Genomic DNA, 25899 nt, shown 5'->3' with positions numbered 1-25899 from the left:
CTGGATATCCCATAATGGCCGGGGTCGTCGCGTTAGCCTGACGCGATGGATCCGGACGCTGATGGCGAACCACGTCTGACCGCAAAGGGGCGTGCCACCCGGGACCGGATCGTGCTGGCCACCGCCGAGTTAATCGTCGCGGACGGACTCGCGGCGTTCAACATGGACAACGTGCGTCGGGCCGCGTCGGTGAGCGGTTCCCAGTTGGCGCATTACTTCACCGACAAACGCGCGCTCATCCACGCGGTGATAAACCGCCAGATTGGTGTGGTGCTCGATTTCCACCGCCAGCCCAAGCTCGGGCAACTGGATACCTTCGCCGATTTCGAGCGGTGGATCGATCTCAACCTGCGCTATCTCAGACGCATCGACTACGCCGGCACACCCACTTACCATGCCTTGGCTGCCCAATTAGCCAAGTCCGACAACGCTACTCGCGAAATCCTGGCCGCCGGCTATTGGCAATGGATCAGGCTGCTCGAGCAGGCGATCCAGCGAATGAAGGACAACGATGTCCTCGTCACCGGAGCCGACCCACGGGCGCTGGCCCTGACCATCGTCTGCGCCCATCAGGGTGGTGCCACGTTGGCTTTCACCTACCGCGCCGAGTGGCCGCACGCCGACGCGATCCGCTTCGCGATCAACTACCTGCGCACCTTCGCCACAGACTCGGCAGAACGGGTGGCGCGCCCGCCCCGGCGCCCGCGTGGACACGAGGCCACTCAGTTCGGTGACCGGGGCACCCACCCGCGATTGACGCCCAAGGGGCTGGCTACCCGGGCCCGCATCGTCGATGCCGCCGCCCGCCTGATGTTCGAACGCGGCGTGGCCGACACCAGTATTGACGACGTTCGGACCAGCGCCGAGGTGAGTGGATCGCAGATCGCCCACTACTTCCGCGACAAACGTGAACTGACCCGGCAGGTCATCGCCGCACGCCACCGGGACGTTCAGGCGTTTCACGTCCGGCCGCCGCTCGGCGGTCTCGACAGCCTCGAGGCGCTGCAAGCCTGGGCCGCTGCGTGTCTGGCCGACGTGGACACCGTTTACCGGCTCGGCGGATGCGTCTACGGTTCGCTGGCCGGCGAACTCATCGACGCCGACGACGACGTCCGGGCCGACCTGTCCGCCGGATACGACGAGTGGATCGAGTTGTTTCGCAAGGGCCTGACCGAACTGCGACACCGCGGGGACCTGCGGCCGGAGGCAGACCCGCGGCACCTCGCGGTATCGCTGGTATGCGCGCACCAAGGTGGCGCGATGCTCACGTATGCGACTGGTGATCCGGCCCCGATGACCGCGGCACTCGACGCCGTCGTCGACTATGTGCGCTCATTTTCGCCTGCCGCGGAGGCGCCGAGGTACCTGTAGTCGTCTATTTGGCGGGCAGCGGCCAGCGGACGTGGTCCTGGTCGATGATGAAGGTGTGGGTGTGCTGCATGCGGCCGCCCTCAATGGCAAGGGCGTCGTCGAGGTGCTGGTGGGTGGTGCCGGCCAGGTCGTGGATGTGAGTCAGTTCCGCAGGATCGTGTCGAGGCCAGATCACCAGCGCGGCCACCGCGCCCGCGGCGGCGATCGCCCCCAGAGTGGTCCAGGCGGTGGTAAAGCCGGCCAACGTAGCGCCCCAGCCTGCGATCGGGTAGGTCACTAGCCAGCACAAGTGCGACAGCGAGAATTGCGCGGCGAACACCGCGGGCCGATCCCCCGCAGTCGACGAGCGGCGCAACACTCGGCCCACCGGGGTCAACGCCAGACTCATACCGGCCCCGATCAACGACCAGATCAGCAAGGCCACATACCAACGCCGCGGGCCGTCGGTCATTGACATGCCGATTGCGCTTGCAGCACCGCAGACGAGCAGCGCCGCCCCGGCCATCATGACGGCGCGCTCGGGCCACAGCCGCAGCACCGGTGGCAGGAGTAACGCGATGATCATCGTGCCGGTCCCGGAGGCCGCTAACAGCCAAGCGACATCAGCTTGGTTGCGGCCCAGTGCATCACGGACATAGTTGACAGTGTTGACCATGACGATCGACCCGGCGCCGGCCACGACCAGATCCAAGGCGAGCACACCCCGCAACCGTGGGGTCGCCACAACAATCCGGATCCCGGCAGCGGTCTTTTCCCAGGCGCTACCACGTGGATTCGGAGTTGCGTCCGGGATGCGGGTGCTGACAACCAACGCGGCGGAGAGCAGGAATCCGATGACCGTCCCGACGAACAGCCAGTGGAAACTCATCATCGTCAACAGCAGCGCCGCCACTACCGGACTGAGCAAGCTCTCCATGGTATTAGCAAGCTGGGACGCCGAAAGCGCTGCGGTGTAATCGGATTCACCAGTGACCACGTCGGGTATCACCGCTTGGAAAGTCGGCGTAAACGCCGCCGACGCTGACTGCAACACCGCAATGAGCACGTATATCTGCCACACCTGATCGATGAACGGCAACGCCACCACGACTGTTGCCCGGGTCAAATCCAAACTCACCAACATCAGTCGCCGTGGAAACCGGTCGGCGTGCGCCGCCGCAATCGGGGCCACCACCACATAGGCGATCATCTTGATCGCCAATGCCGTTCCCAACACAGCGGCCGCATCAGCACCCGCCAACTGATACGCCAACAACCCCAACGCCACCGTGGTCAGCCCGGTCCCAGCCAACGCGATGACTTGGGCAGCGAACAGGTGCCGGTAGTCGCGGTAGCTGAATAACGACATGCCCAGTCCTTTCGTGATTGATCAGGCCACGACGTCACTATTATCTGCATTAATACGCAGATAATAGTGCACCCCAGTCCGCGTCGGTACCCAACCAGCCGGAAATGGCTGCCCACGCCGCGAAGCCGGACGGCCCCATGCCCCACACTGGACTTTTCTGGGTTGGGTAGCCCACAATAATGGGATGTACAGCCCATTATTGACATTGGCCGGTGAGCATCATGGATGTGATTGAGAAGAATGTGACCGCGCTACCAGCAGCACCTGCGGTGGTACGTGATCAGCACGACGGCGAGACCATGCGCGCGATCATCCTGACCGGCTTCGGCGGACTCGAGAAATTGGTCTATGCCGACATCCCCAAACCACTGCCCAAGCACGGCGAGGTGGTGATTCAGATAAAGGCTTTCGGTATCAACCACGCCGAGATACACATGCGCCGCGGCGAGTGGGCTGAAGCTGCTGAAGTCAGCGGCATCGAGTGCGTGGGGATCGTCGAATCCTGCCCCGGCCAGGAGTTTGCGGTGGGCGCCAAGGTGGCAGCGCTGATGGGCGGCCTCGGGCGAACCATCAACGGCAGCTACGCCGAATACACCCGTGTGCGCGCGGCCAATGTCGCCCTGATCGACGTGGACCTACCTTGGTCGCAGCTGGCTGCACTCCCGGAAACCTACGCGTCGGCATGGACATGCCTGTTCCGCAATCTGAATCTGGCGTCGGGACAGACACTGGTGATCCGCGGCGCGACATCGTCGTTCGGTCAGGCCGCACTCAAGATGGCAGTCGCCACCGGCGCGAAAGTCATTGCCACCGCCCGTAACAGCGAACGCTTTGCCATGCTGCAGAAGTTGGGCGCTGCTCGTGTCGAACTGGAGCGGCCAGACCTGGCCGCTCACCTTCCCGAAGCCAAGCAGATCGACGCCGTCCTCGACCTCATCGGCAATAGCGCCGTCCTCGACTCGCTTGAGGTGGCGCGCCGCGGCGGCACCGTCTGCATCGCGGGATGGCTGGGCGGGCTCGCACCCATCGCCAGCTTCAACCCATTGACGCAGATGGCCAGCGGAGTGAATCTCAATCTGTTTGCCAGTCCGGTGTTCGGCAACCCCGGCTACCCCGTGTCGGACGTGCCACTGGCTGACATCGCGCGGCAGGTTGCGGAAGGCAAGCTCGATGCGAAACCATCTCGTGTTTTTTCCTTCGATCAGATCCGTGCAGCGCACCAGGTCGCCGAGGCCGGCCAGGCGGGCGGAAAGGTGGTCGTGGTCGTGGACCCGGAGTGACACCGGGACTGTCTCGCAGCCGATTCGCCACCTATGCGCAGAATGTTGTGATGCCACACGCGGTTCTGGTGTTCGACGTCAACGAAACACTGATCGACATCGAGTCCATAGCACCGCTTTTCGTCGAGCTGTTCGGCGATCGGCGTGTGCTGCACGAGTGGTTCAACCAGCTCGTCATGTATTCGATGACAGTCACGCTGACCGACAACTACGTGGATTTCTTCACGCTGGGCCAGGGCGTTTTGCGCATGCTGGCCGAGAGCCACAGGGTGGATATCGCCGACGGCGACCTCACCCGGATCAACGCTGCGATGCACGCCATGCCCGCACACCCCGATGCCGTCGCTGCGCTGACACAGCTGCATGACAGCGGCTTGCGACTGGTTGCACTGACCAACTCCCCGCATCTTCCCGGCGCACCGACGCCGCTCGAGAACGCCGGACTTGCCGCCTTGTTCGAGCGCCAGTTCACCGTCGATTCCTGTCGCGCCTTCAAGCCGGCGCCCGCTGCCTACCGGTACGTCTGTGAGGAACTCGGCGTCGTGCCTGCCGACTGCATGATGGTGGCAGCGCACGTGTGGGATCTTCTCGGTGCGCACAACGTGGGATTCGGCTCGGCGCTGATCGCTCGACCAGGCAATCCACCGCTGCCGGTGGCGGGCTTACCGCAGCCCGACCACGTAGTCAGCGATCTGCACGAGCTTGCCCAACGCCTCACTGCCACGCGGTAGTGACAGGTCGACCCGAGGCACACGAGTAACTTCACTTACAGAACCGAGCCGAGAGGACCGTTGAACGATGCCGGAGGAGCAGGAATATGACGTCGTGGTGCTCGGCGCCGGCCCGGTCGGGCAGAACGTCGCAGACCGAGCGCGGGCCGCGAGTCTGAGCGTCGCCGTCATCGAGCGCGAACTCGTCGGCGGCGAGTGCTCGTACTGGGCCTGCGTACCCAGCAAAGCGCTGCTACGTCCGGTCATCGCAGTCTCCGACGCTCGCCGGGTCGATGGCGCGCGCGAGGCGATCATCGGTCCCATCTACCCGGGCGGTGTCTTCAGCCGTCGGGACCGCTACGTCACCGACTGGGACGACACCGGCCAGACCGAATGGGTCGAAGGCATCGGCGCGACCCTGATTCGCGGGCACGGGCGGTTGGACGGTCCGCGACGAGTCGTCGTCACCACGCCCGGCGGTAAGGAGCGGGCGCTGACCGTCCGGCATGCCGTTGTCGTCTGCACCGGGAGCCGGCCCGCGCTGCCCGACTTGCCCGGTACCTACGAAGCCCGACCGTGGACCAACCGCGAAGCCACCGACAGCAGCGAGGTTCCGGACCGGCTCGCTATCGTCGGGGCCGGAGGCGTGGGCGTCGAAATGGCCGCAGCCTGGCAAGGTTTGGGCTCAAAGGTGACCTTGCTGGCCAGAGGGTCTCAGCTGCTGCCACGCATGGAGCCGTTTGTGGGCGAACTGGTGGGCAGAGGACTCGTCGAAGCGGGCGTCGACGTGCGCATGGGCGTGTCAGTCAGCGAACTCCGCCGGGCTTATCCCTACTGCCCTGTGTCCATCGCACTGAGCGACGGCACCGATCTCGAGGTCGACGAAATACTCTTCGCCACCGGCCGCAAGCCCCTCACCGACCACATCGGTCTGGAAACCGTGGGACTGAAGCCGGGAAGCTGGCTCGAGGTCGACGACACCTGCCGCGTCAAGGCAGTCGAGGACGGCTGGCTGTATGCGGCCGGCGATGTCAATCACCGTGCGCTGCTGACCCATCAGGGCAAGTACCAGGCCCGGATCGCCGGCGCCGCCATCGGTGCGCGAGCCGCGGAAAGACCACTGGACACCGCACCGTGGGGCGCGCACTCGACCACCGCAGACCATCACGCCGTACCGCAGGCATTCTTCACCGACCCCGAGGCGGCCGCGGTGGGACTGACCGCCGAGCAGGCCACCGAAGCCGGCCACCGCACGAAAGTCATCGATGTCGAGATCGGCGAGGTCGTCACGGGCGCCAAGCTGTACGCCGACGGGTACACCGGGCGGGCTCGCATGGTGGTCGACGTCGATAGCCGTCATGTGCTCGGTGTGACGATGGTCGGGCCGGGCGTCACCGAGTTACTGCACGCGGCCACCATCGCCGTCGCCGGTGAGGTATCCATCGACCGGTTGTGGCACGCGGTCCCCTGTTTTCCGACCATCAGCGAGCTGTGGTTGAGACTTCTTGAGGCGTACCGGGATTCGTTCTTCGTCGTCGTCTAGTCGTGATCGCAAGCGCGGCGAAGCCGGGCGCAGCGGGTCACGACCATCGGACAGTCGTGATCGCAAGCGCGGCGAAGCCGGGCGCAGCGGGTCACGACCATCGGACAGTCGCGATCGGATTGAGCGAAAGGGACGAGCATGGCAACTTCGGACGGGTTCCATCCCGATTTCGAAGACGTCGCCGACGGCGGCGACCCGCGCAGCAAGCGGGTACATCACATCAAGGCGTCCGAACTCGACTCCGGCACCGCACAAACGGACGGGTTAAAGCGCTTCGCCGCCATCAGCGGAAAGTCGGTCGGTGCCGAACAACTGTGGATGGGCGAGACATACATCGAGCCCGATACGGCATCGGGCAATCACCACCACGGCGATTCAGAAACCGCGATCTACGTGCGAAGCGGCAACCCGGAGTTCGTATTTCACGATGGCGTCCAAGAGGTGCGAATCAAGACGCAACCCGGTGATTACATCTTCGTGCCGCCTTTTGTGCCCCATCGCGAGGAGAACCCCGACCCGAGCGCACCCGCCGAGGTGGTCATCGCCCGCAACAGCCAGGAGGCTATCGTAGTGAACCTGCCGGAGCTCTACCCCCTGTGAAAAGCGTTCAGTAGACGGCGATCTCGATCAGATTCCCGTCGACGTCGCGACAGTAGTGCGAGGTCATCGGCCCCAAGGCGCCGGTCCTGCGCACCGGTCCCGCGACGATCTGCACCCCGCATTCGGCCAGGTGAGCGGCGACCTCGTCAGGTGTCGCGCGGGTGATCAAGCACAGGTCTTCCGAACCCGCGGCTTCGACCGCCCCGGTGACCCAGTCCGGATCGTCGACCTGAGCTCCGATGGGACGCAGGTTGATCTTCTGGCTTCCGAACCGAAGTGCTGTTCTGTTGGTCGGCCCGAACGTCTCTCGCGTCATGCCGAGGACACGTTCGTACCAGACTGCGGTGGCCTCGACATCGCGGCAGTTCAGCACAATATGGTCGAAGCGCTCAACGACTAATCCCACTTACGACCTCCCTTCAGGGCGCCTCATCCACCACATCGAGCACCGTCACCTCGATCGGCTTGGTCAACAGTCCGCTGATGTTCGCCCGGTACTCAACGTAATGTGCCGAGTCTCGGTGCGCGTCGAGTGCGTCGCGGTTGCGGTACCGCTCGAACAGCACGAAGCCAGCCCTGTCGGGGCACTCGTACACGTCGTAAGTGCGGCACCCGGCCTCGGCGCGAGTAGGTGTGGTCATGCCTTTCAGCAGCGAGCGCACTGCTTCCCGGGACTCGGGGCAGGGCGTGAACTGGGCGATAACCGCGATTGAGGGAGACATTCTGATCGGCCTTTCCGAGCAAACGCTTGACGAGCAATGCATAAGACGTTTTAATACGTCTTATGCCTCCTGTCAATTCCGATCCCGCCGCTCAGCAGTTGGATCTCGACACGGCCGACCTGCAGATATCGCGCGGAAGCGTGCCGGCCAGCACCCAACTTGCCGAAGCACTCAAAGGGCAGATCATCCAGCAGCGACTATCGCGTGGGGGGCGACTGCCCAGCGAACGGGAGCTGATTGAGCGGTCCGGCCTGAGCCGGGTGACGGTCCGTGCTGCGGTGGGCCAACTGGAGCGGCAGGGGTGGCTGGTTCGCCGGCAGGGCCTGGGCACCTTCGTCGCCGATCCGGTGAAACAAGAACTTGCGTCGGGCGTTCGCACCATCACCGAGGTGCTGCTGGACTCAGGAGTCGCACCGCAGGTGGATGTGCTCTCGCATAGCACCGGCCCCGCACCCCAGCGCATCTCCGACATCCTGGGTGTGCCGGAGGTCCTCTGCATCCATCGCCTCTTCCGTGACGGCAACCAACCGCTGGCCCTGGTCACCGCATATCTGCCCACCGGACTGGGCGAGGCCGTAGCACCGCTGTTGGCGGGCGAGCCGCAGACCGAGACGACGTACACGATGTGGGAGCGACGCCTAGGCGTCCACATTGCCCGCGCCACCCACGAAATCCACGCTGCCGGAGCCTCTCCCGAGGTCGCCCAAGCGCTGCAGCTCACCGTCGGCGCACCGGTGCTGGTCGTCGATCGCATCAGCTACGCCGACGACGACAGACCCCTCGAAGTGGTGGTGTTCCACCACCGGCCGGAACGGTACAGGTTCTCCGTCACGCTGCCTCGCACAGTCGCAGGGCAGAGTGCCGGGATTATTGAAAGTGGATGCTAGACAATGACTTCCGACACTCGCGTCGGCCTGATATTGGCCCTCACGGTCAACGGACTGGCGGTGAGCGCCTACCCGGACATGGTCGCCGTTTCCCAGAAAGCGGAGCGCTACGACTTCGACTCGGTGTGGCTGTGCGACCACTTCCTCACCATCAGTCCCGACGACTACGTGAAAGATGCGGGCATCGCCGGCGGACCGGGCGCTGACGGTTCCGGCGCGCCCCCCACCTCCCTGCCGTTGCTCGAGTGCTGGACGGCGTTGAGCGCACTGGCGCGCGACACCAGCCGACTGCGCCTGGGCACCAGCGTGCTGTGCAATTCCTACCGCCACCCGTCGGTGCTGGCGAAGATGGCCGCAACCTTGGACGTCATCTCTGAAGGCCGCCTGGACCTGGGCATGGGCGCCGGTTGGTTTCAACGCGAGTTCGACGCATACGGGATTCCGTTTCCGCCGGTGCGGGACCGGGTATCGGCGCTGGCCGAATCGCTTGAGGTGATGAAAGCGGTTTGGACGCAACCCAATCCGACCTACGCTGGCCAGTTCTACACTCTCAGCGGCGCGATCTGCGATCCACCGCCGGTCCAGCGTCCGCACCCGCCGTTGTGGATCGGCGGCGAAGGCGACCGCGTGCACCGCATTGCCGCAAAGTCCGCCCAGGGGATTAACGTGCGGTGGTGGTCGCCTCAGCAGGTGACCCAGCGCCGAGAATTCCTCAACCGGGCCTGCGAGGCAGCCGGACGTGATCCGGAGACGTTGCAACTGTCGGTGACCGTGTTGCTGGCGCCCACCGAGTCCGCCGAGGAGGAGGCGCGCATCCGCGCGGAATTCGCTTCGATTCCCGGATCGGGCCTGATCGTCGGATCCGCCGCAAGCTGCCTCGAGCGCATCCACGAGTACCAGCGCTGCGGCATCGACCAGTTCCTCTTCACGGTTCCCCACGTCGCCCGGTCCGAGTATCTCGATGTGATTGGGCACGACCTCATTCCGGCGATCAAGTCCGCCTGACATGGATTGCTACCTGGCCCCCACCGACTACCTCGATGCCGCGCACCCGCTTGTTCGCGAAACCGCGCGGACGCTGACCCGCGGCGCCGGGTCCGACATCGAGAAAGTGGGGCGGATCTACTACTACGCTCGCGACCTGCCGTACGACATTCTTGCCTCGTTCCAGTACCTCGCGGCGGGGCGGTACCGCGCCAGCGACGTTCTCCAGCACGGTGTCGCGTTCTGCATGGGCAAGGCAAGCGCGTTTGTCGCCCTGTGCCGAGCGGCAGGCATCCCGGCCCGCATCGCTTTTCAGACGGTCAGCTCGCCCGAGAAGGAGTTTCTGTCACCGGAGGTTCGCACGCTATGGGGCGGCAGGGCGGGCAGAGCGTTGCCATGGCATTCCCTTGGGGAGGCCTATCTGGAAGAACGATGGGTCCAGCTGGATGCCACCATCGACGCACCGACCGCCGCACGGCTGGGCAAGCCCTATCGCCAGGTGTTCGATGGCCTCACCCCGATCGCAACGGTGGAAGGCCCCATCCTGCGCGAGAACGGTAGTTACGCCGATTACCCCGCCGCAGTGGCCGATTGGTATCGACAAGTAGCCCAATCAGTTCTGAAAGCGTTGCAGTCCAGCCGGATTCATGCTCTGGTAGCCAGCGACGACGAACTTTGGGCGGGCCCGGCGCTCGAGTCGGTGACACCGTCGGCCGTAGGCGCCGTGTCACCGTTCGCGGACGCTCAGCAAATTCTCAACTGATTCTTTGGAATTACTTTCCATCGCGCCAGAGTTCGCACAATCCTGGCACGCACCATGGAAAACATGACCGAGCCGCTGAGCACCAATCTGATCGAACGCTACCTGTGCACCCGCGGTCGTCGGTACTTCCGCGGCCGCCACGACGGCGAGTTCTTCTTCGTCGTCAACACCGACCGCCGCCTGCACGTCCATCTCGAAATTCCGGCGATGCACCCCGACGTGATCACGGTTCGGGTTACGCCCGCATGCTTTTTCCCTGCGGCGGAGCACACCCGGTTGACGGAGTTCGCCGACACCTGGAACGAGCAACACCGGGGCGTCACCGCGATCGTGCACGGCTCCTCTGATCCGCAGCGCATTGGCGTCATGGCCGAGCAGTCACGATGGATGGGCGAACTGGTCCGCTTCGACGAATTCGCGATATTCGCCGACCAAGCCACCGCGGCGGCCATCGACCTGTTCAGCAGGTTGACCCCGGCCGCAGAGTTACCGTCACTGCCGTTACTGCGGGCCGCGGGTTGAGCTGACCGACTACCCGAGCCGGCCGACGAGGACCTTGTCCGGACGCGGCTCGCCGAGTTTGGTTCGCAACGCTCCCCAGGGATTGGCGTAGCGACCCGGCGCGTCGCGGTAGGCCGCCCGGCGCTGCAACAACCAGCGAGCGAGGGGAACGATCAACTGCATCGGATGACGCCGCCACCCAGTCGCCGCCCGCATCTCGGCGAGCATGTCCGGCCAGGGGTGGTGTTGGAAGGACAGCACGCGTTGAGCATGGGTGGTGTCCATCCAGTCGGTGACAAACCAGTCTTCGTCGCTGTTTGGATCACCGGGCCGGCCGGTGGGCAGGACATCGGTGAGGCCGCGCGTAGCGGCCAAGGCCGCACCGACCTCTCCCTGCAGTAACTGGTGCGACTCGTCACCCGCGACCAGCAGGATCTCACCAGCGACATCCTCGGTGGCGGCGGTTGCCGCCGCAGCGAACGCGGTGGCGACATCGCGCACATCGATGCTGTGCATGCGTCCGTCGGTGGGCAATGCGCTCTCGAAGAACAGTGCATCGAAGGTGAAGGGCATGGCACCGGGGTCGACGCTCATCACCCCACCCAGTCGCAGGATCACCCACTCCAGGTCCGAACGCCGGACGTGATACTCGGCCTCGGCTTTGTGTGCTCCGTAGAGGTCCGAGGGGGTCACCGGAGTATCCGCAGTCAGCAAACCCTGAGTTCGATGCGGGTTGCGTGCGCCGTGCACGGCGTTACTCGACGCCTGGATGAAGCGGGGACGCCGCGGGCACGACTCCGCGGCGCGCAATAGCGACACCGTGGCGTCCACGTTGACCAAACGTGCCAACTCGGGCTGCCCGTAGATCACCGGGGGAATGACGGCGGCCAGGTGGATGATCACCGTCGGCTCGACCTCGGTAACCAGGTCGGCTACGGCAACCGGATCGGTCAGATCAGCCCAGCGCGCCTCGACCCCATGGGGTAACGACTTAGCCGCTTGGCGCTGCGCCGCGGTGCCGAGGTCGGTGGCCACCACACGGTGACCATCCGCTTCGAGCCGGCGCACCGTCTGGGAGCCGACCAGCCCGAAGCCTCCTGTGACCAGAACCGTTTCGGCCATGTGCCCTCCTGACCTCGCAAGATGTGCGGTACACCACAAAAAGTGATAATGACATTCTCCTAAATTGAGATTAACATATCCTCTATAGATGTAGAGAAGTGCCGATCGAGTAATCCTCGTCACATAAAACCTCGTCACCCACTGGGAACAACCAATCGGAGAACACCATGACCGCCACTGCCGCCCAGGACCGGGAGATCGCCAAATGGGATCCCACGTTCACCAAACAAGTCGTTGACACCGTCGCGCCCGCGATCAAGGTGTGGCACCGCGCCGAGGTGCACAACCTCGACAACATTCCCCCGGCCGGCGGCGCACTGGTGGTGTCCAACCACTCCGGCGGCATGTTCACCCCGGACGTATTCGTCTTCTCGCCGGCGTACTACGAGGCCTTCGGCTATGACCGACCCGTCTACACACTCGGCCACCACGGCCTCTTCCTGGGCCCGATGGACGGCTGGCTGCGCCGCCTCGGGGTGATCGAAGCAAGCCGGGAGAACGCCGCCGAGGCTCTGCATTCGGGCGCGGTGGTGTTGGTGTTCCCCGGCGGAGACTACGACTCCTACCGGCCCACTTTCGGCGCCAACACCGTCGATTTCAACGGGCGTACCGGGTACGTCACGACCGCCATCGAAGCCGGTGTGCCGATCGTCCCGACGGTGTCGATCGGCGCCCAGGAAACCCAGCTGTTCCTCACCCGGGGCAATTGGCTGGCCCGCAAACTGGGGCTGAGTCGGTTTCGATCTGACATCCTGCCCATCAGCTTCGGGTTTCCCTTCGGCCTGAGCGTGTTCTTCCCACCCAATGTCCCGTTGCCGGCCAAGGTCGTCACCGAGGTGCTCGAGCCTATTGATGTCGTCGCCCAGTTCGGCGAGGACCCCGACGTCGCCGAGGTCGACGCGTACGTGCGCTCGGTCATGCAGGAAGCCTTGGACCGGCTAGCCGGTCAGCGCCGACTGCCCATCCTGGGCTGAGCGAGGTGTGAGATGAAACGACTCAACGGCATGGACGCGATGCTGCTCTACAGCGAGACGCCCAACCTGCACACGCACACCTTGAAGGTGACCGTCGTCGACGCCTCGGATTTCGACGGCGAGTACGGCTTCGCCGTCTTTCGTGAGCACCTTCGCCGTCGGCTGCACGCGTTAGAACCTTTGCGCTACAAGCTGGTTGACATCCCCTGGCGACTGGGTCACCCGATGTGGCGGGAGAACTGCGAGGTGGACCTGGACTATCACCTTCGCCGAGTCCAGATTCCAGCGCCGGGCGGCCGCCGGGAACTCGACCAGGTCATCGGTGAGATCGCATCCACGCCGCTGGACCGCACTCGCCCACTGTGGGAGTTTCACTTCGCGGAAGGGCTGGCCGGGAACCGTTTCGCCGTGATCGGCAAGGTGCACCATTCGCTCGCTGACGGCGTCGCCTCGGCGAACCTACTGGCACGCGCCATGGATCTCACCGAGCTCTCCCTCGCCGAGTACGAGAGTGACCGCAGCACAACGACATCCGCGGGACTGTTGCGGATCGCGGCACGCGACCACCTTCGACAACTCGCCCAATTGCCTGCATTGATCAAAGACGCCGCGGTAGGTCTGAACCGGGTGCGCCGCCGCTCGCGCGAACGGGGCAGCCATCCCGATCTGGCCACCGCGTTCGATGCGCCGCCGACCTTCCTCAACCATGTCGTGTCACCACAACGCCGATTCGCCAGTGCCGCATTGCCTTTGGCTGACGTCAAAGCGACCGCCGCCGAGTTGGGCGTCAAGGTCAACGACCTGATCCTGGCCGTGGCCGCCGGCGGCCTTCGAACACTGCTGCTGTGTTATGACGGGGTCGCCGACCGCCCGATCATCGCCTCGGTGCCCACGGCCACCGACAAGTCCGACCGCGTCAGCGGCAACGAGATCAGCGGTCTGTCGGTGTCGCTGCCGGTGCACGTCGCCGATCCGGTCGAGCGGGTGCGGTTGGTGGCACTGGCGACCCGGATCGCCAAGGAAGACCACGAACTGATGGGTCCGCGCTTGTACGGCAGGCTGATGAACTATCTGCCGTCAGCGATCGCCCCTGCCGCCTTCCGCTGGCTGGGCAGGCGGGATGCACAGAACAAGATCATGAATGTGGCGGTTTCCAGCGTCATGGGACCGCGCAGGCGTGGTCACTACGGTGGTGCGCCGGTCTGCGAGATCTACTCGACGGGAGTGCTGTCCCCCGGCGCGCCGGTCAACATCACCGTCTGGAGCTACGCAGACCAGTTGGGCATCGCGGTGCTCACCGATGACCAGACATTCCGGGACCCGCACGACGCAACCGCCGCCCTGTGTTCGGCGTTCGACGAACTACGAAGTGCAGCAGCGCCTTACGAAGTACTGTCGGCTTAAGCGGTCAGGACGGCGTCCAGCGCCGAATAGAACAGACCGAGGCCGTCATCGGAGGGACCGGTCAACGCCTCGATGGCATGTTCAGGGTGCGGCATCAGCCCCACCACACGTCCGTTGGCCGAGCTGATGCCGGCGATGTCGTTCAACGAGCCGTTCAGGTTGTCGCGGTAGCGGAAGACCACTCGGCCGTCGCCTTCCAGCTCGTCAAGCACCTGCTGCGGCGCGACGTAGCGGCCTTCGCCGGACTTGAGCGGTATCAACAGATCCGCGTCCGTCTCGAACCGCGACGTCCACGCGGTCGACGTGGACGACACGCGCAGCCAGACATCGCGACAGATGAAGTGCAGCCCCACGTTACGAGTCAAGGCACCGGGGAGCAGACCGGCCTCGCAGAGCACCTGAAACCCGTTGCAAATTCCCAGCACCGGCATTCCGCGACCGGCGGCGGCCACCACTTCACCCATCAGCGGGGCGAACCTGGCGATCGCGCCGGCGCGGAGGTAGTCGCCGTAGGAGAAGCCGCCGGGCACCACCACAGCGTCCACACCCTTGAGGTCGGCGTCGGCGTGCCACAGACTGACCGCCTCAGCGCCCACCTGGCGTACCGCGCGCGCGGCATCGACGTCGTCGAGCGTGCCGGGGAAAGTGATTACGCCGACCCTCGCCGTCACTGCGGGTCTCGGCTTATCGTCCAGTCCTCGATCACGGTGTTCGCAAGCAGTGATTCCGCGATCTCGGCGAGCTGAGAATCATCGATAGTGTCGTCGACTTCTAGCTCAAACCTCTTGCCTTGACGGACCTCTGAGATTCCGGGATGGCCAAGCCGCCCGAGGGCGCCGACGATCGCCTGACCTTGGGGGTCAAGAATCTCCGCTTTGGGCATAACATGTACGACCACCCGGGCCACCGCGCTCCTCCTCAGATCTGATCCCCTCACCCAGACCAAGAAGCCGGTGGGCGGACGTGCCAACTCTACCGGCGACGGGTGTCCACGCGAGTTACGGGGACGAGCGGGCGACCAGGATGAGTCCGTCGCCGCCGAGTTCGGTGATGCGGCGGTGCGCCTCGCCGTCGGGGTCAAGTGCATCTTCAGTGAGGTTTGTCCACGCATTGAGCACCAGCGCAGTGCCGGCCAGTGCAGACTCGGCGCGCGCGGCACGCGCGGCGGCGAAGAAGTCGGCAATGCGTGGGTGCTCGAGTCCCACGTTCACCGCGTCGCATCGTGCACCGGCGACCTTGGCGAGCGCGAGGCTGTTGACGCCGAGCAGCACCGGAGGCCTCGGGGAAGGCAACGGAAAGCCGTCCCACTTCGCATCCCGACGCGGGTCCCACTGCGCGTCGCACAGGTCGAGGACATCGATCAGATGCTGGTGACGACGCGGTAGCGAGTCGCTCAACGGGATCCCCAGCAGTTCCTGCTCACGCGACCATGCGCTGCCCGGTGCGGACCCCGCGCCGAGTCCGAATACGAATCGTCCACCGCTGATTTCTTGCGCAGAGGCGGCTGCGGCCACGCTCACCCCGGCTGGACGGTTGGCCACGTTCACGACCAGGGTGCCGATATTGATCGAAGACGTGACTGCCGCCAGAGCACCGGCCAGCGTGAAGCATTCCAGCATCCGGGTGCCCGACAACGTCGCACCCGAGAGGTGGTCATACACCCACGCCGTGCCGAAGCCCGCCGTTTCGGCACGCAACACATTGTCCCGAAGCTGCGGCCACGGATGGGTGGCCGCACTGTAGAGCACGTCGACGGTGACCATATCCTGAAGCTACCGGAAACACTCAGTGCCAGAGCGAATTTCGCGATCAATCAGGGGCACGAGGCGATATACGCCTCGCACAGCGGGGCGGTCATGGCATCCAGTACGGCGGCATCGGAGAGGACCGGCCAGGCCACCGCCGGGGGCGCCGCCGACCACAGCGTCAGCTCGCTGAGCGTGCTACTTGCCACGTGCGCGATCAGATAGGTGTGCACGATGACCGGTCCGCTGATCACCGCGGCCATGCGGGTCGGTTCGTCGTCGGTGACCGATGGAGACTGCGACGGTGCTCCCAGCTGACACGCGCGCAGGGCGGCGACGGCGGTACTGAACACCGACGCGGTGAGCGCGCCGCCGCGGGCGGTGTCACCGCGCCAGTGCACGATCAGGGCCTGCATTTGCCACTGCCCCTCAGGATGGGCCACCGTCACGCGTGCGGCAACGGCGGAATTCCGGCTGTCTTGCGGGAACGCGAGCGTATTGCACACCTGCTCGAACTTGAACTGCGGCGTGGTGCCGGTAACTGCACGGGCGGCGCCGGCAAGTGCGGGCCAGCGGTACACCGACTCCATCGGCACCGACTGCCGCTGCATCCATGCGGTGCCTGGAATCTGGTCGCAGACCGGCGGACAGGTCTGCGGCTCCGACCGTGCGGGAGCCACCACGATCAGCGCTATCGCGAAGCTACCGGCGACCATCATCGTCGCCAGAAACATTCGCAGCTGCACGCCTCCCATCAAGGCACAATCGTAGACATGCAACTGACGCATTTCGGGCATTCCTGCCTGCTCGCCGAGTTCGGTCAAACGAAAGTCTTATTTGATCCCGGCACCTTCGCGCACGGTTTCGAGGGAATCACCGGGCTGTCCGCCATCCTGATCACCCATCAGCATCCCGATCATGTTGACGTCTCCCGATTGCCGGCACTGCTCGAGGGCAACCCCAACGCGCCGTTGTACGCCGACCCGCAAACCACCGCCCAGCTGGGCGAGCCATGCCGCGTGGTGCATGTCGGCGATGAGCTGTCGGTGGGGCAGTTGACCATTCGCGCGGTCGGCGGCCGGCACGCCGTCATTCACCCGGAAATCCCTGTGATAGAGAACATTTCGTATCTGGTGGGCGACGGCGAGCACGCCGCTCGCCTGATGCACCCGGGTGATGCGCTGTTCGTTCCCAATGAACCCGTCGACGTGCTGGCCACACCCGCCGCGGCGCCGTGGATGAAGATCTCCGAGGCCGTCGACTATCTGCGAGCGGTGGCCCCGGCCCGGGCGGTACCCATCCACCAGGGCGTGGTGGCGCCCGACGCCCGCGGCATCTACTACGGCCGCCTGACCGAGATGACCACGACCGACTTTCAGGTGCTCCCCGAGGAAGACGCGGTCACCTTCTAAACCCCGAGTGGGCGGTGAACCTTGGGTGATGGCTAGGTGATATCGGAGGCGGCGCCGCGACCGGCGGAGCGCCCGGAGAAAATGCAACCGCCCAGGAACGTGCCTTCCAGCGCCCGGTAGCCGTGCACGCCGCCACCGCCGAAGCCGGCGACCTCGCCCGCGGCATACAACCCGGCAATCGGCGTGCCGTCGGACCTCAGTACCCGCGAGTCCAGATCGGTTTCGATACCGCCCAACGTCTTTCGAGTCAGGACGTGCAACTTGACCGCGATCAGCGGGCCGGCTTTGGGATCGAGTAACCGATGCGGTGCCACCACGCGACCCATTCGGTCACCCCGGTACTCTCGCGCGGCTCGAATGGCAGTGATCTGGCCGTCTTTGGTGAAGTTGTTGACCACCTCGCGATCGCGCGAGATGACCGCGGCCTCCACCACCTCGTAGTCCAACGGCGACACATCGGGGAGTTCGTTCATGGCGTCGACCAATTCACGCAGAGAGCCCGCGGTGACGAAGTCCACACCCTGATCGATGAAGGCCTGCACCGGACCCGGCGGCCCCGATCTCGCCCTGGCCCGTATCAGCTTGCGCACGCTGTGGCCGGTCAGGTCGGGATTCTGCTCTTGGCCGGAGAGCGCGAATTCCTTCTCAATGATCTTGGTGTTCAACACAAACCACGTGTAGTCGTAGCCGGTCGCGACGATGTGCTCCAAGGTTCCCAAGGTGTCGAAACCGGGATACAGCGGGACTGGTAGCCGGTGGCCCGCGCCGTCCAGCCACAGCGACGACGGGCCCGGAATGATGCGGATCCCGTGGCGCGGCCAGATCGGATCATAGTTGGTGATGCCCTCGGTGTAGTGCCACATGCGATCCGGATTGATCACCCGCGCACCGGCTTTCTGCGCGATGCCGATCATCCTGCCGTCGACGTGCGCCGGAACCCCGCTGAGCAGTTGCTTGGGTGGCTTGCCCATCCGCCGGGGCCAATTCTTGCGCACCAGATCGTGGTTGCCGCCGATACCGCCGCTGGTCACGATCACCGCCGAAGCACGAAATTCGAACTTGCCCAATGGCTTTCGCGATGACGTCACGCCGCGCGGCTCATCCGAGGGCTCGAGTACGGTACCCCGGACGCCGGTCACCGCGTCCCTCTCGACGATCAACCTGTCCACCTGGTGACGGTGCACGAATCGTACGTTCGGCCGGTCGTGCAACTGTCGGGCGAAGATGTCGACCAATGCCGGGCCGGTTCCCCAGGTGATGTGGAAGCGCGGCACCGAATTGCCGTGTCCCTGCGCGTCGTACCCGCCACGCTCGGCCCAGCCGACCATCGGGAAGATCTTCAGGCCCCGCTCCCGCAGCCAGCTGCGCTTCTCCCCCGCCGCGAAATCGACGTAGGCATGCGCCCACTGTTCCGGCCAGTAGTCCTCGGGACGATCGAACGCCGCTGTGCCCAACCAGTCCTGCAACGCCAGTTCATGGCTGTCGTGGATGCCCAGTCGACGCTGCTCAGGGCTGTCGACGAAAAACAGGCCACCGAACGACCAGAAGGCCTGACCGCCCAGGTTGGCGCTGTTCTCCTGATCCACGATCAGCACCCGCAAGTCGCGTTCCGCCAGTTCACAGGCCGCCACCAGGCCGGCCAGGCCGGCTCCGACGATGATCGCGTCAGCGGTGAACTCGTCGGAAACAGCCCCCGAATCGCTCATGTCGGCACCGGCGCTCATGTCGATAGAGACTAGAGCGACCGCAAGCGCGGCAGAAGGCCGGGCGCAGCGGGTCGCGACCATCCGGACTAGAGCGACCGCAAGCGCGGCATAAGGCCGGGCGCAGCGGGTCGCGACCATCCGGACTAGAGCGACCGCAAGCGCGGCAGAAGGCCGGGCGCAGCGGGTCGCGACCATCGGGGACTAGTGCCACCAAAAAGTGGCACTCGCCGAGCGTCAGGCGGCGTCGCGCACCGCGCTGCTGGCCCGCCAGCGATAAACCTGCGGTGTGCATTCCTGCAACAGAGCCAGGTCGACGGCATCCAGCATGGCCTGCCGCGGTCCGGACTTGCGCAAGTGACGGGCAGCAACCGCGATCCGGACGACGCCACCGCGCCGGGCGATCCGGTCGGCAGACATCACCACCATCCGGCACCACCAGGGCTCGGCCAGAAAACCTTCCCCGATGCCCAGTACCCGCGCCCGCTCGGTGGTGTTACGCACCAAATCGGTCACTCCGTAAGCGTCGGCAAGCAGCCGAAAGCCATTGTCCGGCAGCGCTTTGACCGCACCCGGGGATACCAGCCAGCCTGGCGCCGCAAATAGTCGGGTGCGCAGCCCAAGGTGCTCGAGTACCCGGTCGGCACCCTTGAGTCGCAGGTTGGCCTCGTGCGCGTGCAGCGTCGCAAACTCACCCCGGCGCTTCTTGGTGGCCGCTTCGTCATAGCCATGCAGAACGATCGCGTCACCGCCGGATCGCCGGGCGGTGAGCCAGTCGACGGTGCGCGGGTCCCGGTCGAGTCGATACCCATCGCCCAGGCGCGGTGCGACCAGCAGCGACAGCGGGACTGAACGGGTATCCATTTGCGCGCAGAAATCGGCGACATCGGCGAGGGTGTGCTCGCCAATTCCCGAGATCGAAACGATCACTTTTCCAGACACGCTTGTAGTTTGCCGGTCTCAGATGGCGAGACAGTAACGGACACACAGACGCCAGACGTATATCCGGTCCCTGATCAGGTCGAGCGGAACTCCCTCGAGTGGTCCCTACGGCGGAGTCGGCAATCCGTTAGATATGCTCAGCAACGCCATGGATAAGGCGCGCTCCGCATCGGCCGACGCCGTGCAGCCCACCACCGCCACGGGGCAGTCGAGCGACCACGACTACCCCGACAAGCTTGATGCCCCAACGCTGCGGGTCGCTGGGGTGTGCATTCTGGCCTCGATCATGATGGCCGTGGACACCACCGTCGTCAGCGTCGCGCAACGCACCTTCATCGTCGAGTTCGAATCGACGCAGGCTGTCGTCGGATGGACGATGACGGGCTACACGCTGGCGTTGGCCACGGTGATCCCGATATCCGGTTGGGCGGCCGACCGATTCGGCACCAAACGGCTCTGGATGGGTTCGGTCGTCGCATTCATGGCGGGCTCGCTGTTGTGCGCGATGGCGCCGAACATTCTGTTACTGATCATCTTCCGCGCGGTACAGGGCGTCTGCGGAGGGATGCTGATGCCCATCGGATTCATGATCCTGACCCACGCGGCCGGCCCGAAACGCCTCGGTCGGCTGATGTCGGTATTGGGCATTCCCATGTTGCTCGGCCCGATCAGCGGCCCGATCGTGGGAGGGTGGCTGGTCAGCGACTTCAGCTGGCCATGGATATTCCTGATCAACCTGCCGATTGGCTTGTGCGCGTTGATCCTTGCTTCGGTGGTGTTCCCCCGTGATGAGCCGGCGCCGTCGGAGACCTTCGACGCCGTTGGTGTGCTGCTCCTGTCACCCGGCCTGGCCACGTTTCTGTTCGGGGTTTCATCCATCCCTGGCCGTGGCACGCTGGCCGACCGCACCGTATTGGTTCCCGCGATCATCGGGCTGGCGTTGATCGTCGCATTCGTGCTGCATGCGCTCCACCGGGCCGACCATCCACTGATCGACCTGCGATTGTTCAAGAACCCGGTGGTCACCCACGCCAATGTCACCGGGTTTCTTTTCGCGGCGGCGTTTTTCGGATCAATGCTGTTGCTGCCCAGCTACCTGCAGCAGGTGATGCATCAGACGCCGATGCAGTCTGGGGTGCATTTGGTTCCGCAGGGAATCGGGGCGATGCTGACCTTGCCGTGGGCCGGGGTGTTCATGGACAAGAAGGGACCCGGGAAGAGTGTCCTGCTTGGTATCACGCTGATCGCTGTGGGCCTCGGATTGTTCACATTCGGGGTGGCGCGGCAGGCCGACTACTCCCCGATGCTGTTGGTAGGGCTCGGCATCATGGGCATGGGTACCGGCTGCACCATGATGCCGCTGTCGGGAGCTTCGGTGCAGTCGCTGGCCCCACACGAGATCGCCCGCGGCTCGACACTGATCAGCGTCAACTTTCAGGTGGCCGGCTCGATCGGAACGGCACTGATGTCAATGGTGCTGACCAGCCAGTTCAACCACAGCAAAAACATCTCCGCCGCAAACCAACTAGCACGCCTCAACCAGGAAGCCACCCGGCGCGGGACCCCGCTGGACCCGTCGGCGATACCGCAGGCGACCCGTGCGCCCGATTTCGCCACCAACCTGATGAACGACCTTTCGCACTCGTACACGATTGTTTTGACCATCGCTGTTGTACTGATCGCGGTGACGCTGATCCCCGCCGCGTTTCTGCCCAAAACTCCTGCGGCCTAGAACGAGCTGTATGGTCGCGACCCGCGGCGCCCGGCTGCGCCGCGCTTGCGATCGCTCCCTAATCCGCGAAGAGTATCTTGGCGATCCGCGCAACGCTGTCCATCGGATCGGCGGCTTTTACCTGCGCGTTCACCGCATCGTTGAGCCACAGCGTCGAGAAACCATGTACCAGTGACCAAGCCGCCAGCTGGGCGCCCGCCGGATCCGCTTGTGCGTTGGAATCACGCAACGTCGCCACACCGCGCGCCAGCTCCGTCGCTGCCGCGGCCTCGGCGGCGGCGAGTTCGGCATCAGAACTGTCCAGCAATGATCTGTTGAACATGACTTGATAGTGGCCTGGGTGGTCCAGGGCGAACCGCACGTAAGCCAGTGCAGCATCGGAGAAGTGCGAATCCGCCGGATCCATGGACTCGACGAGGGACTGCGTCAGTAGGCGGAATCCCTGCGCCGCCAACGCGGTGAACAGTCCCCTGCGATCGGAGAAATGGTGCGCCGGAGCGGCATGCGACACCCCCGCGCCACGGGCCAACTCCCGCAACGAGACTCGGTCCGTCCCGCGCTCGGCAACCGCCCGAGCGGCTTCGGCCAGAATCGCGGCGCGCAGGTCGCCGTGATGGTAGCTCGGTCGGCTCATAGCGACAGCATACAGCTGCGAACTTGACACTGACTAGATGCCATGCGTACCGTCTAAACGCTGGAATCTTGTCACTGTCTAGATGGGGGTAGTTGTCATGGCGCCGTTGATCACCCTGCTGCTCGGCAGCCTCATCGCCCGGGCCGTCGGATGCCTGGGCATCGGCTACTTCGGCAACTGGACCGCTGCTATCGCCGTCGGCCTCGCGGCAATGTTCATCCTCACCGGGGTGGCGCACTTCGCACCGCCATTACGCGGCGACATGATCGCGATCGTGCCGCCCCGATTGCCCGCTCCCGGCCTGCTGGTCAGCATCACCGGAGTGCTGGAACTCCTGGGCGCTGCAGGCCTGCTGGTCCCGTCGACTCGGGTAGCCGCAGCAATCTGCCTGACACTGTTGATGCTGGCGATGTTCCCGGCCAACGTCTATGCCGCGCGGATGCCAGATCCGCCCAAGTCAATGCACACGCCGCTGCCGCTGCGCACCCTCGAAGAAGCCGCCTTTCTAGCCGCCGCCGTCGCCGTCGCCGTCGCCAGTGGCGGTAGCTAACAACCAGGCGTACTGGAAAGCGGTTTCCTTCCACCGCTCATAGCGGCCACTGATTCCCCCGTGACCCGCGTGCATCTGCGTCTTCAACAGCACCGGATTACCTTCAGCATTCTTGTGTCGAAGCGCCGCAACCCATTTGGCCGGCTCTACGTAGTAGACCCGGGTGTCGTTGAGTGACGTCATCGCCAGGATGGCCGGATACTGTTTGGTGGCCACGTTTTCATACGGCGAGTACGACTTCATATAGGCGTAGACATCGCTGTCGCTTAACGGGTTTCCCCACTCGTCCCACTCGGTGACGGTCAGCGGCAACGACGGATCCAAGATGGTGGTGAGCGGATCGACGAATGGCACCTGGGCCAAAATCCCGGCGAACAGTTCCGGCGCCATGTTGGCCACCGCGCCCATCAGCAACCCGCCCGCGCTGCCCCCCAACGCCACCAACCGGTCCGGCCGGGTCAGTCCCGACTCCACCAGATGTCTTGCTGCCGCGGTGAAGTCAGTGAAGGTGTTCTTCTTCTCCAGTAGCTTGCCGTGTTCGTACCACAGCCGGCCCATCTCGCCGCCGCCGCGAACATGGGCGATGACGAACACCATCCCGCGGTCCAGCAGCGACAACCGGGCGATGGAGAACCGCGGATCCTCGCACATCTCGTAGGCGCCGTAACCGTAGATCAACGCGGGCGCCGGCAACTCGATCCCAGCTTTGTGAACTATCGAAATCGGTACCCGGGCGCCGTCGTCACCGATTGCCCAGTCGCGGCGCTCGACGTAGTCCTCACGCCGGTAGCCGCCCAGCACCGGTTGCTCCTTGAGCAAGGTGCGCTCGCCGGTGACCAGGTCCATGTCGTAGATGCGCACCGGCGTCACGAACGATCCGGCGCCGACCCGCAGTTTGGGCGATTCCCAGTTCGGGTTGGCCCCCAGCCCGGCCGACATCAACTCGGAGTCGAACGAAATGTCCTGTGGTTCCGCATAACTACCGTCGGCGTTGAACGGCCACAGCTGGATTCGGGGTAGCGCCTCGCTGCGGTAGCTCACCACTAGGTGGCCCCCGAACGCATCCACGCCGTCGAGTCGCACGTCGTCACGGTGTGGAATCAGGACACGCTGTCGGGCGGGCAACCCGACCGGTACCTCCACGAGGGTGAAATTCACCGCATCGTCGTTGTGCAGGATCAGAAATCGCTCTTGGCCAGCGACGATCGCGTGCTCTACCGAATACTCGACGCCGTCGCGGCGCGGGAGCACGATGCTGAACTCCGCGTCGGGGTCGGCCGCGTCGGCGTAGCGGACCTCCGAGGTGATCGAGGAGCCCGCCGCGATCAGCACATAGGCGTTGCTGCGGGTGCGCCCCACACCGAGCCAGAATCGCTCGTCGGGTTCGTGATAAACCTGCTCCGATTCTCCGCCGGAGCCTAATCGGTAGCGCCACACCGTATCCGGGCGCCACGCCTCGTCGACCGTGCTGTAGTAGACAGTCTGGTTGTCGGCCGCCCAGGTGGCACCTGCGCCGATGCCGGGGATCTCGTCCGCATAGTGCTCGCCGGTGCGTAAGTCTTTGAATCGCAATGTGTATCGCTCATCGCCGACCACATCGACGGAGTACGCCAACAGATTTGCGTCCACACTGACGCTGGCGGCACCCAGCGAGAAGAAATTGTGCCCTTCGGCTTCCACGTTCTCGTCGAGCAGTACCTGTTCTCCGCTGATCTCGGTGTGCTCGTCGAGTTGCGGCGGGTTCCAGTCATCGGGATCGGTGACCGGACAGCGGCAGTGCACGCCGTACTGCTTTCCCTCGAAAGTGCGCCCGTAATACCACCAGTCGCCTCGGCGGGTGGGCACCGACAGGTCGGTTTCCTTGGTGCGTGCCTTGATCTCGTCGAAAATCTGCTGCCGCAACGGCTCGAGGTGTGCGGTGGCCTGATCGACATAGTCGTTCTCGGCCTCGAGATAGGCAATGACCTCTGAATTTTCCTTGTCCCGCAACCACTCGTAGGGGTCGACGAATACATCACCGTGGTACTCACGGCGCGTATCCACCCGCTTGGCGACCGGCGGCGTCGAGGAGGCCGTCATGCGCTCGGACCGATCCAGCTGTCGAAACTCAAACCCGAAATCCGTTCGTAGGCATTGATATAACGATCCCGAGTGGCGTCGATGATGTCGTCCGGCAGTGGCGGCGGGGCTTCTTTGCCGTGTCGGTCCCAGCCGGATTCGGGGCCCGTGAGCCAGTTACGGACGAATTGTTTGTCGAAGCTGTTCTGCACCACACCGGGCCGGTACTCATCGGCCGGCCAATACCGCGATGAGTCCGGCGTGAAGATCTCGTCGGCCAGCAGCAGGTTGCCATTGCGGTCGGTGCCGAACTCAAACTTGGTGTCGGCGACGATGATTCCCTTCCGCAGGGCGTGATCGGCGGCCTGCACGTAGATCTGCAGGGTGCGGTCGCGCAACTGGTTTGCCACCACTGCCCCCACGGCCTCGATCACGCGGCCGAAGGAGATGTTCTCGTCGTGGTCGCCCAAATCCGCCTTGGTCGCCGGAGTGAACAGCGGTGTCATGAATTTGCTGGCCTCGACCAGTCCCGGCGGCAACGCGATGCCACAGACCTTCCCACTCGCCTGGTAGTCCAATAGCCCCGAGCCGGTCAGGTAGCCGCGCGCTACGCATTCCACTGGGAGCATTTCCAGCCGTTGCACCAGCAGAGCCCGACCGAGTACCTCTTCGGGGATCCGCGGGTCGTCCGGTGGCCCGGCGAGGTGATTGGGGGCGTCGACGAGGTCGAAGAAGAACACGCTCATCGCGGTCAGGATGCGGCCCTTGTCGGGGATTGTGCTGTCCAAGATGAAGTCGTACGCCGAGATCCGGTCGGTGGCTACCAGCAACAGGTGGTCGTCGTCGACGCGGTAGATTTCCCGCACCTTGCCGCTGGCCAGATGCTGGTAATCGGACAAGTCTGGGCGCATCGG

At 64.6% G+C, this 25899-nt stretch carries 27 protein-coding genes; 14 read left to right on the top strand and 13 right to left on the bottom strand.

Features of this window, described 5'->3' with window-relative positions:
• The first annotated feature begins 45 nt into the window (after positions 1 to 45).
• A complete protein-coding gene (locus ACZY1I_RS07095) occupies positions 46 to 1371 on the top strand; it encodes a TetR/AcrR family transcriptional regulator (protein WP_463753652.1) in 1326 nt (441 codons plus the stop codon).
• Between the two features lie 4 nt (positions 1372 to 1375).
• Here ACZY1I_RS07095 and ACZY1I_RS07090 read toward each other — a convergent pair whose 3' ends face one another.
• Complete coding sequence (locus ACZY1I_RS07090; RefSeq protein ID WP_463753651.1) at positions 1376 to 2719, bottom strand: MFS transporter; 1344 nt, start codon at positions 2717 to 2719, stop codon at positions 1376 to 1378.
• A gap of 221 nt (positions 2720 to 2940) precedes the next feature.
• Between ACZY1I_RS07090 and ACZY1I_RS07085 the strand changes: the two genes are divergently transcribed.
• The 4 genes from ACZY1I_RS07085 to ACZY1I_RS07070 all read left to right on the top strand — a co-directional run bounded on the left by ACZY1I_RS07085 (position 2941) and on the right by ACZY1I_RS07070 (position 6852).
• Positions 2941 to 3999: a zinc-binding dehydrogenase gene (locus tag ACZY1I_RS07085; protein ID WP_463754324.1), complete on the top strand. Its 1059-nt coding sequence runs from the start codon at positions 2941 to 2943 to the stop codon at positions 3997 to 3999.
• 50 nt (positions 4000 to 4049) lie between these two features.
• The gene (locus ACZY1I_RS07080) at positions 4050 to 4730 is read left to right on the top strand and encodes a haloacid dehalogenase type II (RefSeq protein WP_463753650.1); all 681 of its coding nucleotides are present in this window, start codon (positions 4050 to 4052) and stop codon (positions 4728 to 4730) included.
• A gap of 67 nt (positions 4731 to 4797) precedes the next feature.
• A complete protein-coding gene (locus ACZY1I_RS07075) occupies positions 4798 to 6252 on the top strand; it encodes a dihydrolipoyl dehydrogenase family protein (protein WP_463753649.1) in 1455 nt (484 codons plus the stop codon).
• Positions 6253 to 6390: 138 nt separating this feature from the next.
• Positions 6391 to 6852 (top strand): cupin domain-containing protein, encoded by a 462-nt coding sequence (locus ACZY1I_RS07070; RefSeq protein WP_463753648.1) that lies wholly within the window; start codon positions 6391 to 6393, stop codon positions 6850 to 6852.
• A 7-nt stretch (positions 6853 to 6859) separates the two neighbouring features.
• Here the strand turns inward: ACZY1I_RS07070 and ACZY1I_RS07065 are convergent, their stop codons facing one another.
• Positions 6860 to 7258 carry a VOC family protein gene (locus ACZY1I_RS07065; RefSeq protein WP_463753647.1) on the bottom strand — a complete coding sequence of 133 codons (399 nt, stop codon included), beginning with the start codon at positions 7256 to 7258 and terminating at the stop codon, positions 6860 to 6862.
• 13 nt (positions 7259 to 7271) lie between these two features.
• Entirely contained in the window at positions 7272 to 7574 is a 303-nt protein-coding gene (locus tag ACZY1I_RS07060) for a putative quinol monooxygenase (protein WP_463753646.1), read from the bottom strand.
• Between the two features lie 62 nt (positions 7575 to 7636).
• Here ACZY1I_RS07060 and ACZY1I_RS07055 point away from each other — a divergent pair, with 62 nt between their 5' ends.
• The 4 genes from ACZY1I_RS07055 (at position 7637) to ACZY1I_RS07040 (ending at position 10730) form a co-directional block, all read left to right on the top strand.
• The gene (locus ACZY1I_RS07055; RefSeq protein ID WP_463753645.1) at positions 7637 to 8461 is read left to right on the top strand and encodes an Rv0792c family HTH-type transcriptional regulator; all 825 of its coding nucleotides are present in this window, start codon (positions 7637 to 7639) and stop codon (positions 8459 to 8461) included.
• Positions 8462 to 8464: 3 nt separating this feature from the next.
• Positions 8465 to 9466 carry a TIGR03619 family F420-dependent LLM class oxidoreductase gene (locus ACZY1I_RS07050; RefSeq protein WP_463753644.1) on the top strand — a complete coding sequence of 334 codons (1002 nt, stop codon included), beginning with the start codon at positions 8465 to 8467 and terminating at the stop codon, positions 9464 to 9466.
• 1 nt (position 9467) lies between these two features.
• Positions 9468 to 10208 carry a transglutaminase-like domain-containing protein gene (locus ACZY1I_RS07045; RefSeq protein ID WP_463753643.1) on the top strand — a complete coding sequence of 247 codons (741 nt, stop codon included), beginning with the start codon at positions 9468 to 9470 and terminating at the stop codon, positions 10206 to 10208.
• 63 nt (positions 10209 to 10271) lie between these two features.
• Positions 10272 to 10730 carry a hypothetical protein gene (locus ACZY1I_RS07040; RefSeq protein WP_463753642.1) on the top strand — a complete coding sequence of 153 codons (459 nt, stop codon included), beginning with the start codon at positions 10272 to 10274 and terminating at the stop codon, positions 10728 to 10730.
• Positions 10731 to 10739: 9 nt separating this feature from the next.
• Here ACZY1I_RS07040 and ACZY1I_RS07035 read toward each other — a convergent pair whose 3' ends face one another.
• The gene (locus ACZY1I_RS07035; RefSeq protein ID WP_463753641.1) at positions 10740 to 11831 is read right to left on the bottom strand and encodes an NAD-dependent epimerase/dehydratase family protein; all 1092 of its coding nucleotides are present in this window, start codon (positions 11829 to 11831) and stop codon (positions 10740 to 10742) included.
• 167 nt (positions 11832 to 11998) lie between these two features.
• Here ACZY1I_RS07035 and ACZY1I_RS07030 point away from each other — a divergent pair, with 167 nt between their 5' ends.
• Both ACZY1I_RS07030 and ACZY1I_RS07025 read left to right on the top strand, forming a co-directional pair.
• Positions 11999 to 12805 (top strand): lysophospholipid acyltransferase family protein, encoded by an 807-nt coding sequence (locus ACZY1I_RS07030; protein ID WP_463753640.1) that lies wholly within the window; start codon positions 11999 to 12001, stop codon positions 12803 to 12805.
• Between the two features lie 12 nt (positions 12806 to 12817).
• Positions 12818 to 14209 (top strand): WS/DGAT/MGAT family O-acyltransferase, encoded by a 1392-nt coding sequence (locus tag ACZY1I_RS07025; RefSeq protein WP_463753639.1) that lies wholly within the window; start codon positions 12818 to 12820, stop codon positions 14207 to 14209.
• On the opposite strand, the gene purQ is transcribed toward ACZY1I_RS07025, so the two are convergent.
• The 4 genes from purQ to ACZY1I_RS07005 all read right to left on the bottom strand — a co-directional run bounded on the left by purQ (position 14206) and on the right by ACZY1I_RS07005 (position 16751).
• Complete coding sequence (gene purQ / locus ACZY1I_RS07020) at positions 14206 to 14880, bottom strand: phosphoribosylformylglycinamidine synthase subunit PurQ (protein WP_463753638.1); 675 nt, start codon at positions 14878 to 14880, stop codon at positions 14206 to 14208. The genes ACZY1I_RS07025 and purQ overlap by 4 nt on opposite strands.
• Positions 14877 to 15116 (bottom strand): phosphoribosylformylglycinamidine synthase subunit PurS, encoded by a 240-nt coding sequence (gene purS / locus ACZY1I_RS07015; protein ID WP_463753637.1) that lies wholly within the window; start codon positions 15114 to 15116, stop codon positions 14877 to 14879. The genes purQ and purS overlap by 4 nt, the downstream gene beginning before the upstream one ends.
• Before the next feature lie 91 nt (positions 15117 to 15207).
• On the bottom strand, positions 15208 to 15972 hold the full coding sequence (locus tag ACZY1I_RS07010) for an LLM class flavin-dependent oxidoreductase (protein WP_463753636.1): 765 nt from the start codon (positions 15970 to 15972) through the stop codon (positions 15208 to 15210).
• A gap of 50 nt (positions 15973 to 16022) precedes the next feature.
• Complete coding sequence (locus ACZY1I_RS07005) at positions 16023 to 16751, bottom strand: ATPase (protein WP_463753635.1); 729 nt, start codon at positions 16749 to 16751, stop codon at positions 16023 to 16025.
• Here ACZY1I_RS07005 and ACZY1I_RS07000 point away from each other — a divergent pair.
• Entirely contained in the window at positions 16728 to 17366 is a 639-nt protein-coding gene (locus tag ACZY1I_RS07000) for an MBL fold metallo-hydrolase (protein ID WP_463753634.1), read from the top strand. The two genes, ACZY1I_RS07005 and ACZY1I_RS07000, sit on opposite strands and share 24 nt — an antisense overlap.
• A gap of 32 nt (positions 17367 to 17398) precedes the next feature.
• Here ACZY1I_RS07000 and ACZY1I_RS06995 read toward each other — a convergent pair whose 3' ends face one another.
• Both ACZY1I_RS06995 and ACZY1I_RS06990 read right to left on the bottom strand, forming a co-directional pair.
• A complete protein-coding gene (locus tag ACZY1I_RS06995; protein ID WP_463753633.1) occupies positions 17399 to 19090 on the bottom strand; it encodes an FAD-binding dehydrogenase in 1692 nt (563 codons plus the stop codon).
• Between the two features lie 216 nt (positions 19091 to 19306).
• Positions 19307 to 20011: a DUF2334 domain-containing protein gene (locus tag ACZY1I_RS06990; RefSeq protein ID WP_463753632.1), complete on the bottom strand. Its 705-nt coding sequence runs from the start codon at positions 20009 to 20011 to the stop codon at positions 19307 to 19309.
• A gap of 133 nt (positions 20012 to 20144) precedes the next feature.
• Between ACZY1I_RS06990 and ACZY1I_RS06985 the strand changes: the two genes are divergently transcribed.
• Positions 20145 to 21743, top strand: coding sequence for a DHA2 family efflux MFS transporter permease subunit (locus ACZY1I_RS06985; RefSeq protein ID WP_463753631.1), 1599 nt, complete (start codon positions 20145 to 20147; stop codon positions 21741 to 21743).
• Between the two features lie 58 nt (positions 21744 to 21801).
• Here ACZY1I_RS06985 and ACZY1I_RS06980 read toward each other — a convergent pair whose 3' ends face one another.
• Positions 21802 to 22377, bottom strand: a complete 576-nt coding sequence (locus ACZY1I_RS06980; RefSeq protein WP_463753630.1) for a TetR/AcrR family transcriptional regulator — start codon at positions 22375 to 22377, stop codon at positions 21802 to 21804.
• A gap of 97 nt (positions 22378 to 22474) precedes the next feature.
• Between ACZY1I_RS06980 and ACZY1I_RS06975 the strand changes: the two genes are divergently transcribed.
• On the top strand, positions 22475 to 22927 hold the full coding sequence (locus tag ACZY1I_RS06975; RefSeq protein WP_463754323.1) for a DoxX family protein: 453 nt from the start codon (positions 22475 to 22477) through the stop codon (positions 22925 to 22927).
• Here ACZY1I_RS06975 and ACZY1I_RS06970 read toward each other — a convergent pair.
• Positions 22883 to 25006 carry a S9 family peptidase gene (locus ACZY1I_RS06970; RefSeq protein WP_463753629.1) on the bottom strand — a complete coding sequence of 708 codons (2124 nt, stop codon included), beginning with the start codon at positions 25004 to 25006 and terminating at the stop codon, positions 22883 to 22885. The two genes, ACZY1I_RS06975 and ACZY1I_RS06970, sit on opposite strands and share 45 nt — an antisense overlap.
• Positions 25003 to 25896, bottom strand: coding sequence for a phosphoribosylaminoimidazolesuccinocarboxamide synthase (locus tag ACZY1I_RS06965; protein ID WP_463753628.1), 894 nt, complete (start codon positions 25894 to 25896; stop codon positions 25003 to 25005). Before ACZY1I_RS06965 ends, ACZY1I_RS06970 begins: the two co-directional genes overlap by 4 nt.
• Positions 25897 to 25899: the final 3 nt, after the last annotated feature.

The organism is Mycobacterium sp. IDUB_37 (assembly GCF_055419245.1).
The sequence above is the reverse complement of the archived record's forward strand: the minus strand, read 5'-3'. Positions and strand labels throughout refer to the sequence as shown.

Bases quoted from the DNA above. Each gene is read 5' to 3' on its own strand.
- ACZY1I_RS07095 (WP_463753652.1), top strand. From the start codon at position 46: ATGGATCCGGACGCTGATGGCGAACCACGTCTGACCGCAAAGGGGCGT.
- ACZY1I_RS07090 (WP_463753651.1), bottom strand. From the start codon at position 2,719: ATGTCGTTATTCAGCTACCGCGACTACCGGCACCTGTTCGCTGCCCAA.
- ACZY1I_RS07085 (WP_463754324.1), top strand. From the start codon at position 2,941: ATGGATGTGATTGAGAAGAATGTGACCGCGCTACCAGCAGCACCTGCG.
- ACZY1I_RS07080 (WP_463753650.1), top strand. From the start codon at position 4,050: ATGCCACACGCGGTTCTGGTGTTCGACGTCAACGAAACACTGATCGAC.
- ACZY1I_RS07075 (WP_463753649.1), top strand. From the start codon at position 4,798: ATGCCGGAGGAGCAGGAATATGACGTCGTGGTGCTCGGCGCCGGCCCG.
- ACZY1I_RS07070 (WP_463753648.1), top strand. From the start codon at position 6,391: ATGGCAACTTCGGACGGGTTCCATCCCGATTTCGAAGACGTCGCCGAC.
- ACZY1I_RS07060 (WP_463753646.1), bottom strand. From the start codon at position 7,574: ATGTCTCCCTCAATCGCGGTTATCGCCCAGTTCACGCCCTGCCCCGAG.
- ACZY1I_RS07055 (WP_463753645.1), top strand. From the start codon at position 7,637: ATGCCTCCTGTCAATTCCGATCCCGCCGCTCAGCAGTTGGATCTCGAC.
- ACZY1I_RS07050 (WP_463753644.1), top strand. From the start codon at position 8,465: ATGACTTCCGACACTCGCGTCGGCCTGATATTGGCCCTCACGGTCAAC.
- ACZY1I_RS07045 (WP_463753643.1), top strand. From the start codon at position 9,468: ATGGATTGCTACCTGGCCCCCACCGACTACCTCGATGCCGCGCACCCG.
- ACZY1I_RS07040 (WP_463753642.1), top strand. From the start codon at position 10,272: ATGACCGAGCCGCTGAGCACCAATCTGATCGAACGCTACCTGTGCACC.
- ACZY1I_RS07035 (WP_463753641.1), bottom strand. From the start codon at position 11,831: ATGGCCGAAACGGTTCTGGTCACAGGAGGCTTCGGGCTGGTCGGCTCC.
- ACZY1I_RS07030 (WP_463753640.1), top strand. From the start codon at position 11,999: ATGACCGCCACTGCCGCCCAGGACCGGGAGATCGCCAAATGGGATCCC.
- ACZY1I_RS07025 (WP_463753639.1), top strand. From the start codon at position 12,818: ATGAAACGACTCAACGGCATGGACGCGATGCTGCTCTACAGCGAGACG.
- ACZY1I_RS07010 (WP_463753636.1), bottom strand. From the start codon at position 15,972: ATGGTCACCGTCGACGTGCTCTACAGTGCGGCCACCCATCCGTGGCCG.
- ACZY1I_RS07000 (WP_463753634.1), top strand. From the start codon at position 16,728: ATGCAACTGACGCATTTCGGGCATTCCTGCCTGCTCGCCGAGTTCGGT.
- ACZY1I_RS07005 (WP_463753635.1), bottom strand. From the start codon at position 16,751: ATGCCCGAAATGCGTCAGTTGCATGTCTACGATTGTGCCTTGATGGGA.
- ACZY1I_RS06995 (WP_463753633.1), bottom strand. From the start codon at position 19,090: ATGAGCGCCGGTGCCGACATGAGCGATTCGGGGGCTGTTTCCGACGAG.
- ACZY1I_RS06985 (WP_463753631.1), top strand. From the start codon at position 20,145: ATGCTCAGCAACGCCATGGATAAGGCGCGCTCCGCATCGGCCGACGCC.
- ACZY1I_RS06980 (WP_463753630.1), bottom strand. From the start codon at position 22,377: ATGAGCCGACCGAGCTACCATCACGGCGACCTGCGCGCCGCGATTCTG.
- ACZY1I_RS06975 (WP_463754323.1), top strand. From the start codon at position 22,475: ATGGCGCCGTTGATCACCCTGCTGCTCGGCAGCCTCATCGCCCGGGCC.
- ACZY1I_RS06970 (WP_463753629.1), bottom strand. From the start codon at position 25,006: ATGACGGCCTCCTCGACGCCGCCGGTCGCCAAGCGGGTGGATACGCGC.
- ACZY1I_RS06965 (WP_463753628.1), bottom strand. From the start codon at position 25,896: ATGCGCCCAGACTTGTCCGATTACCAGCATCTGGCCAGCGGCAAGGTG.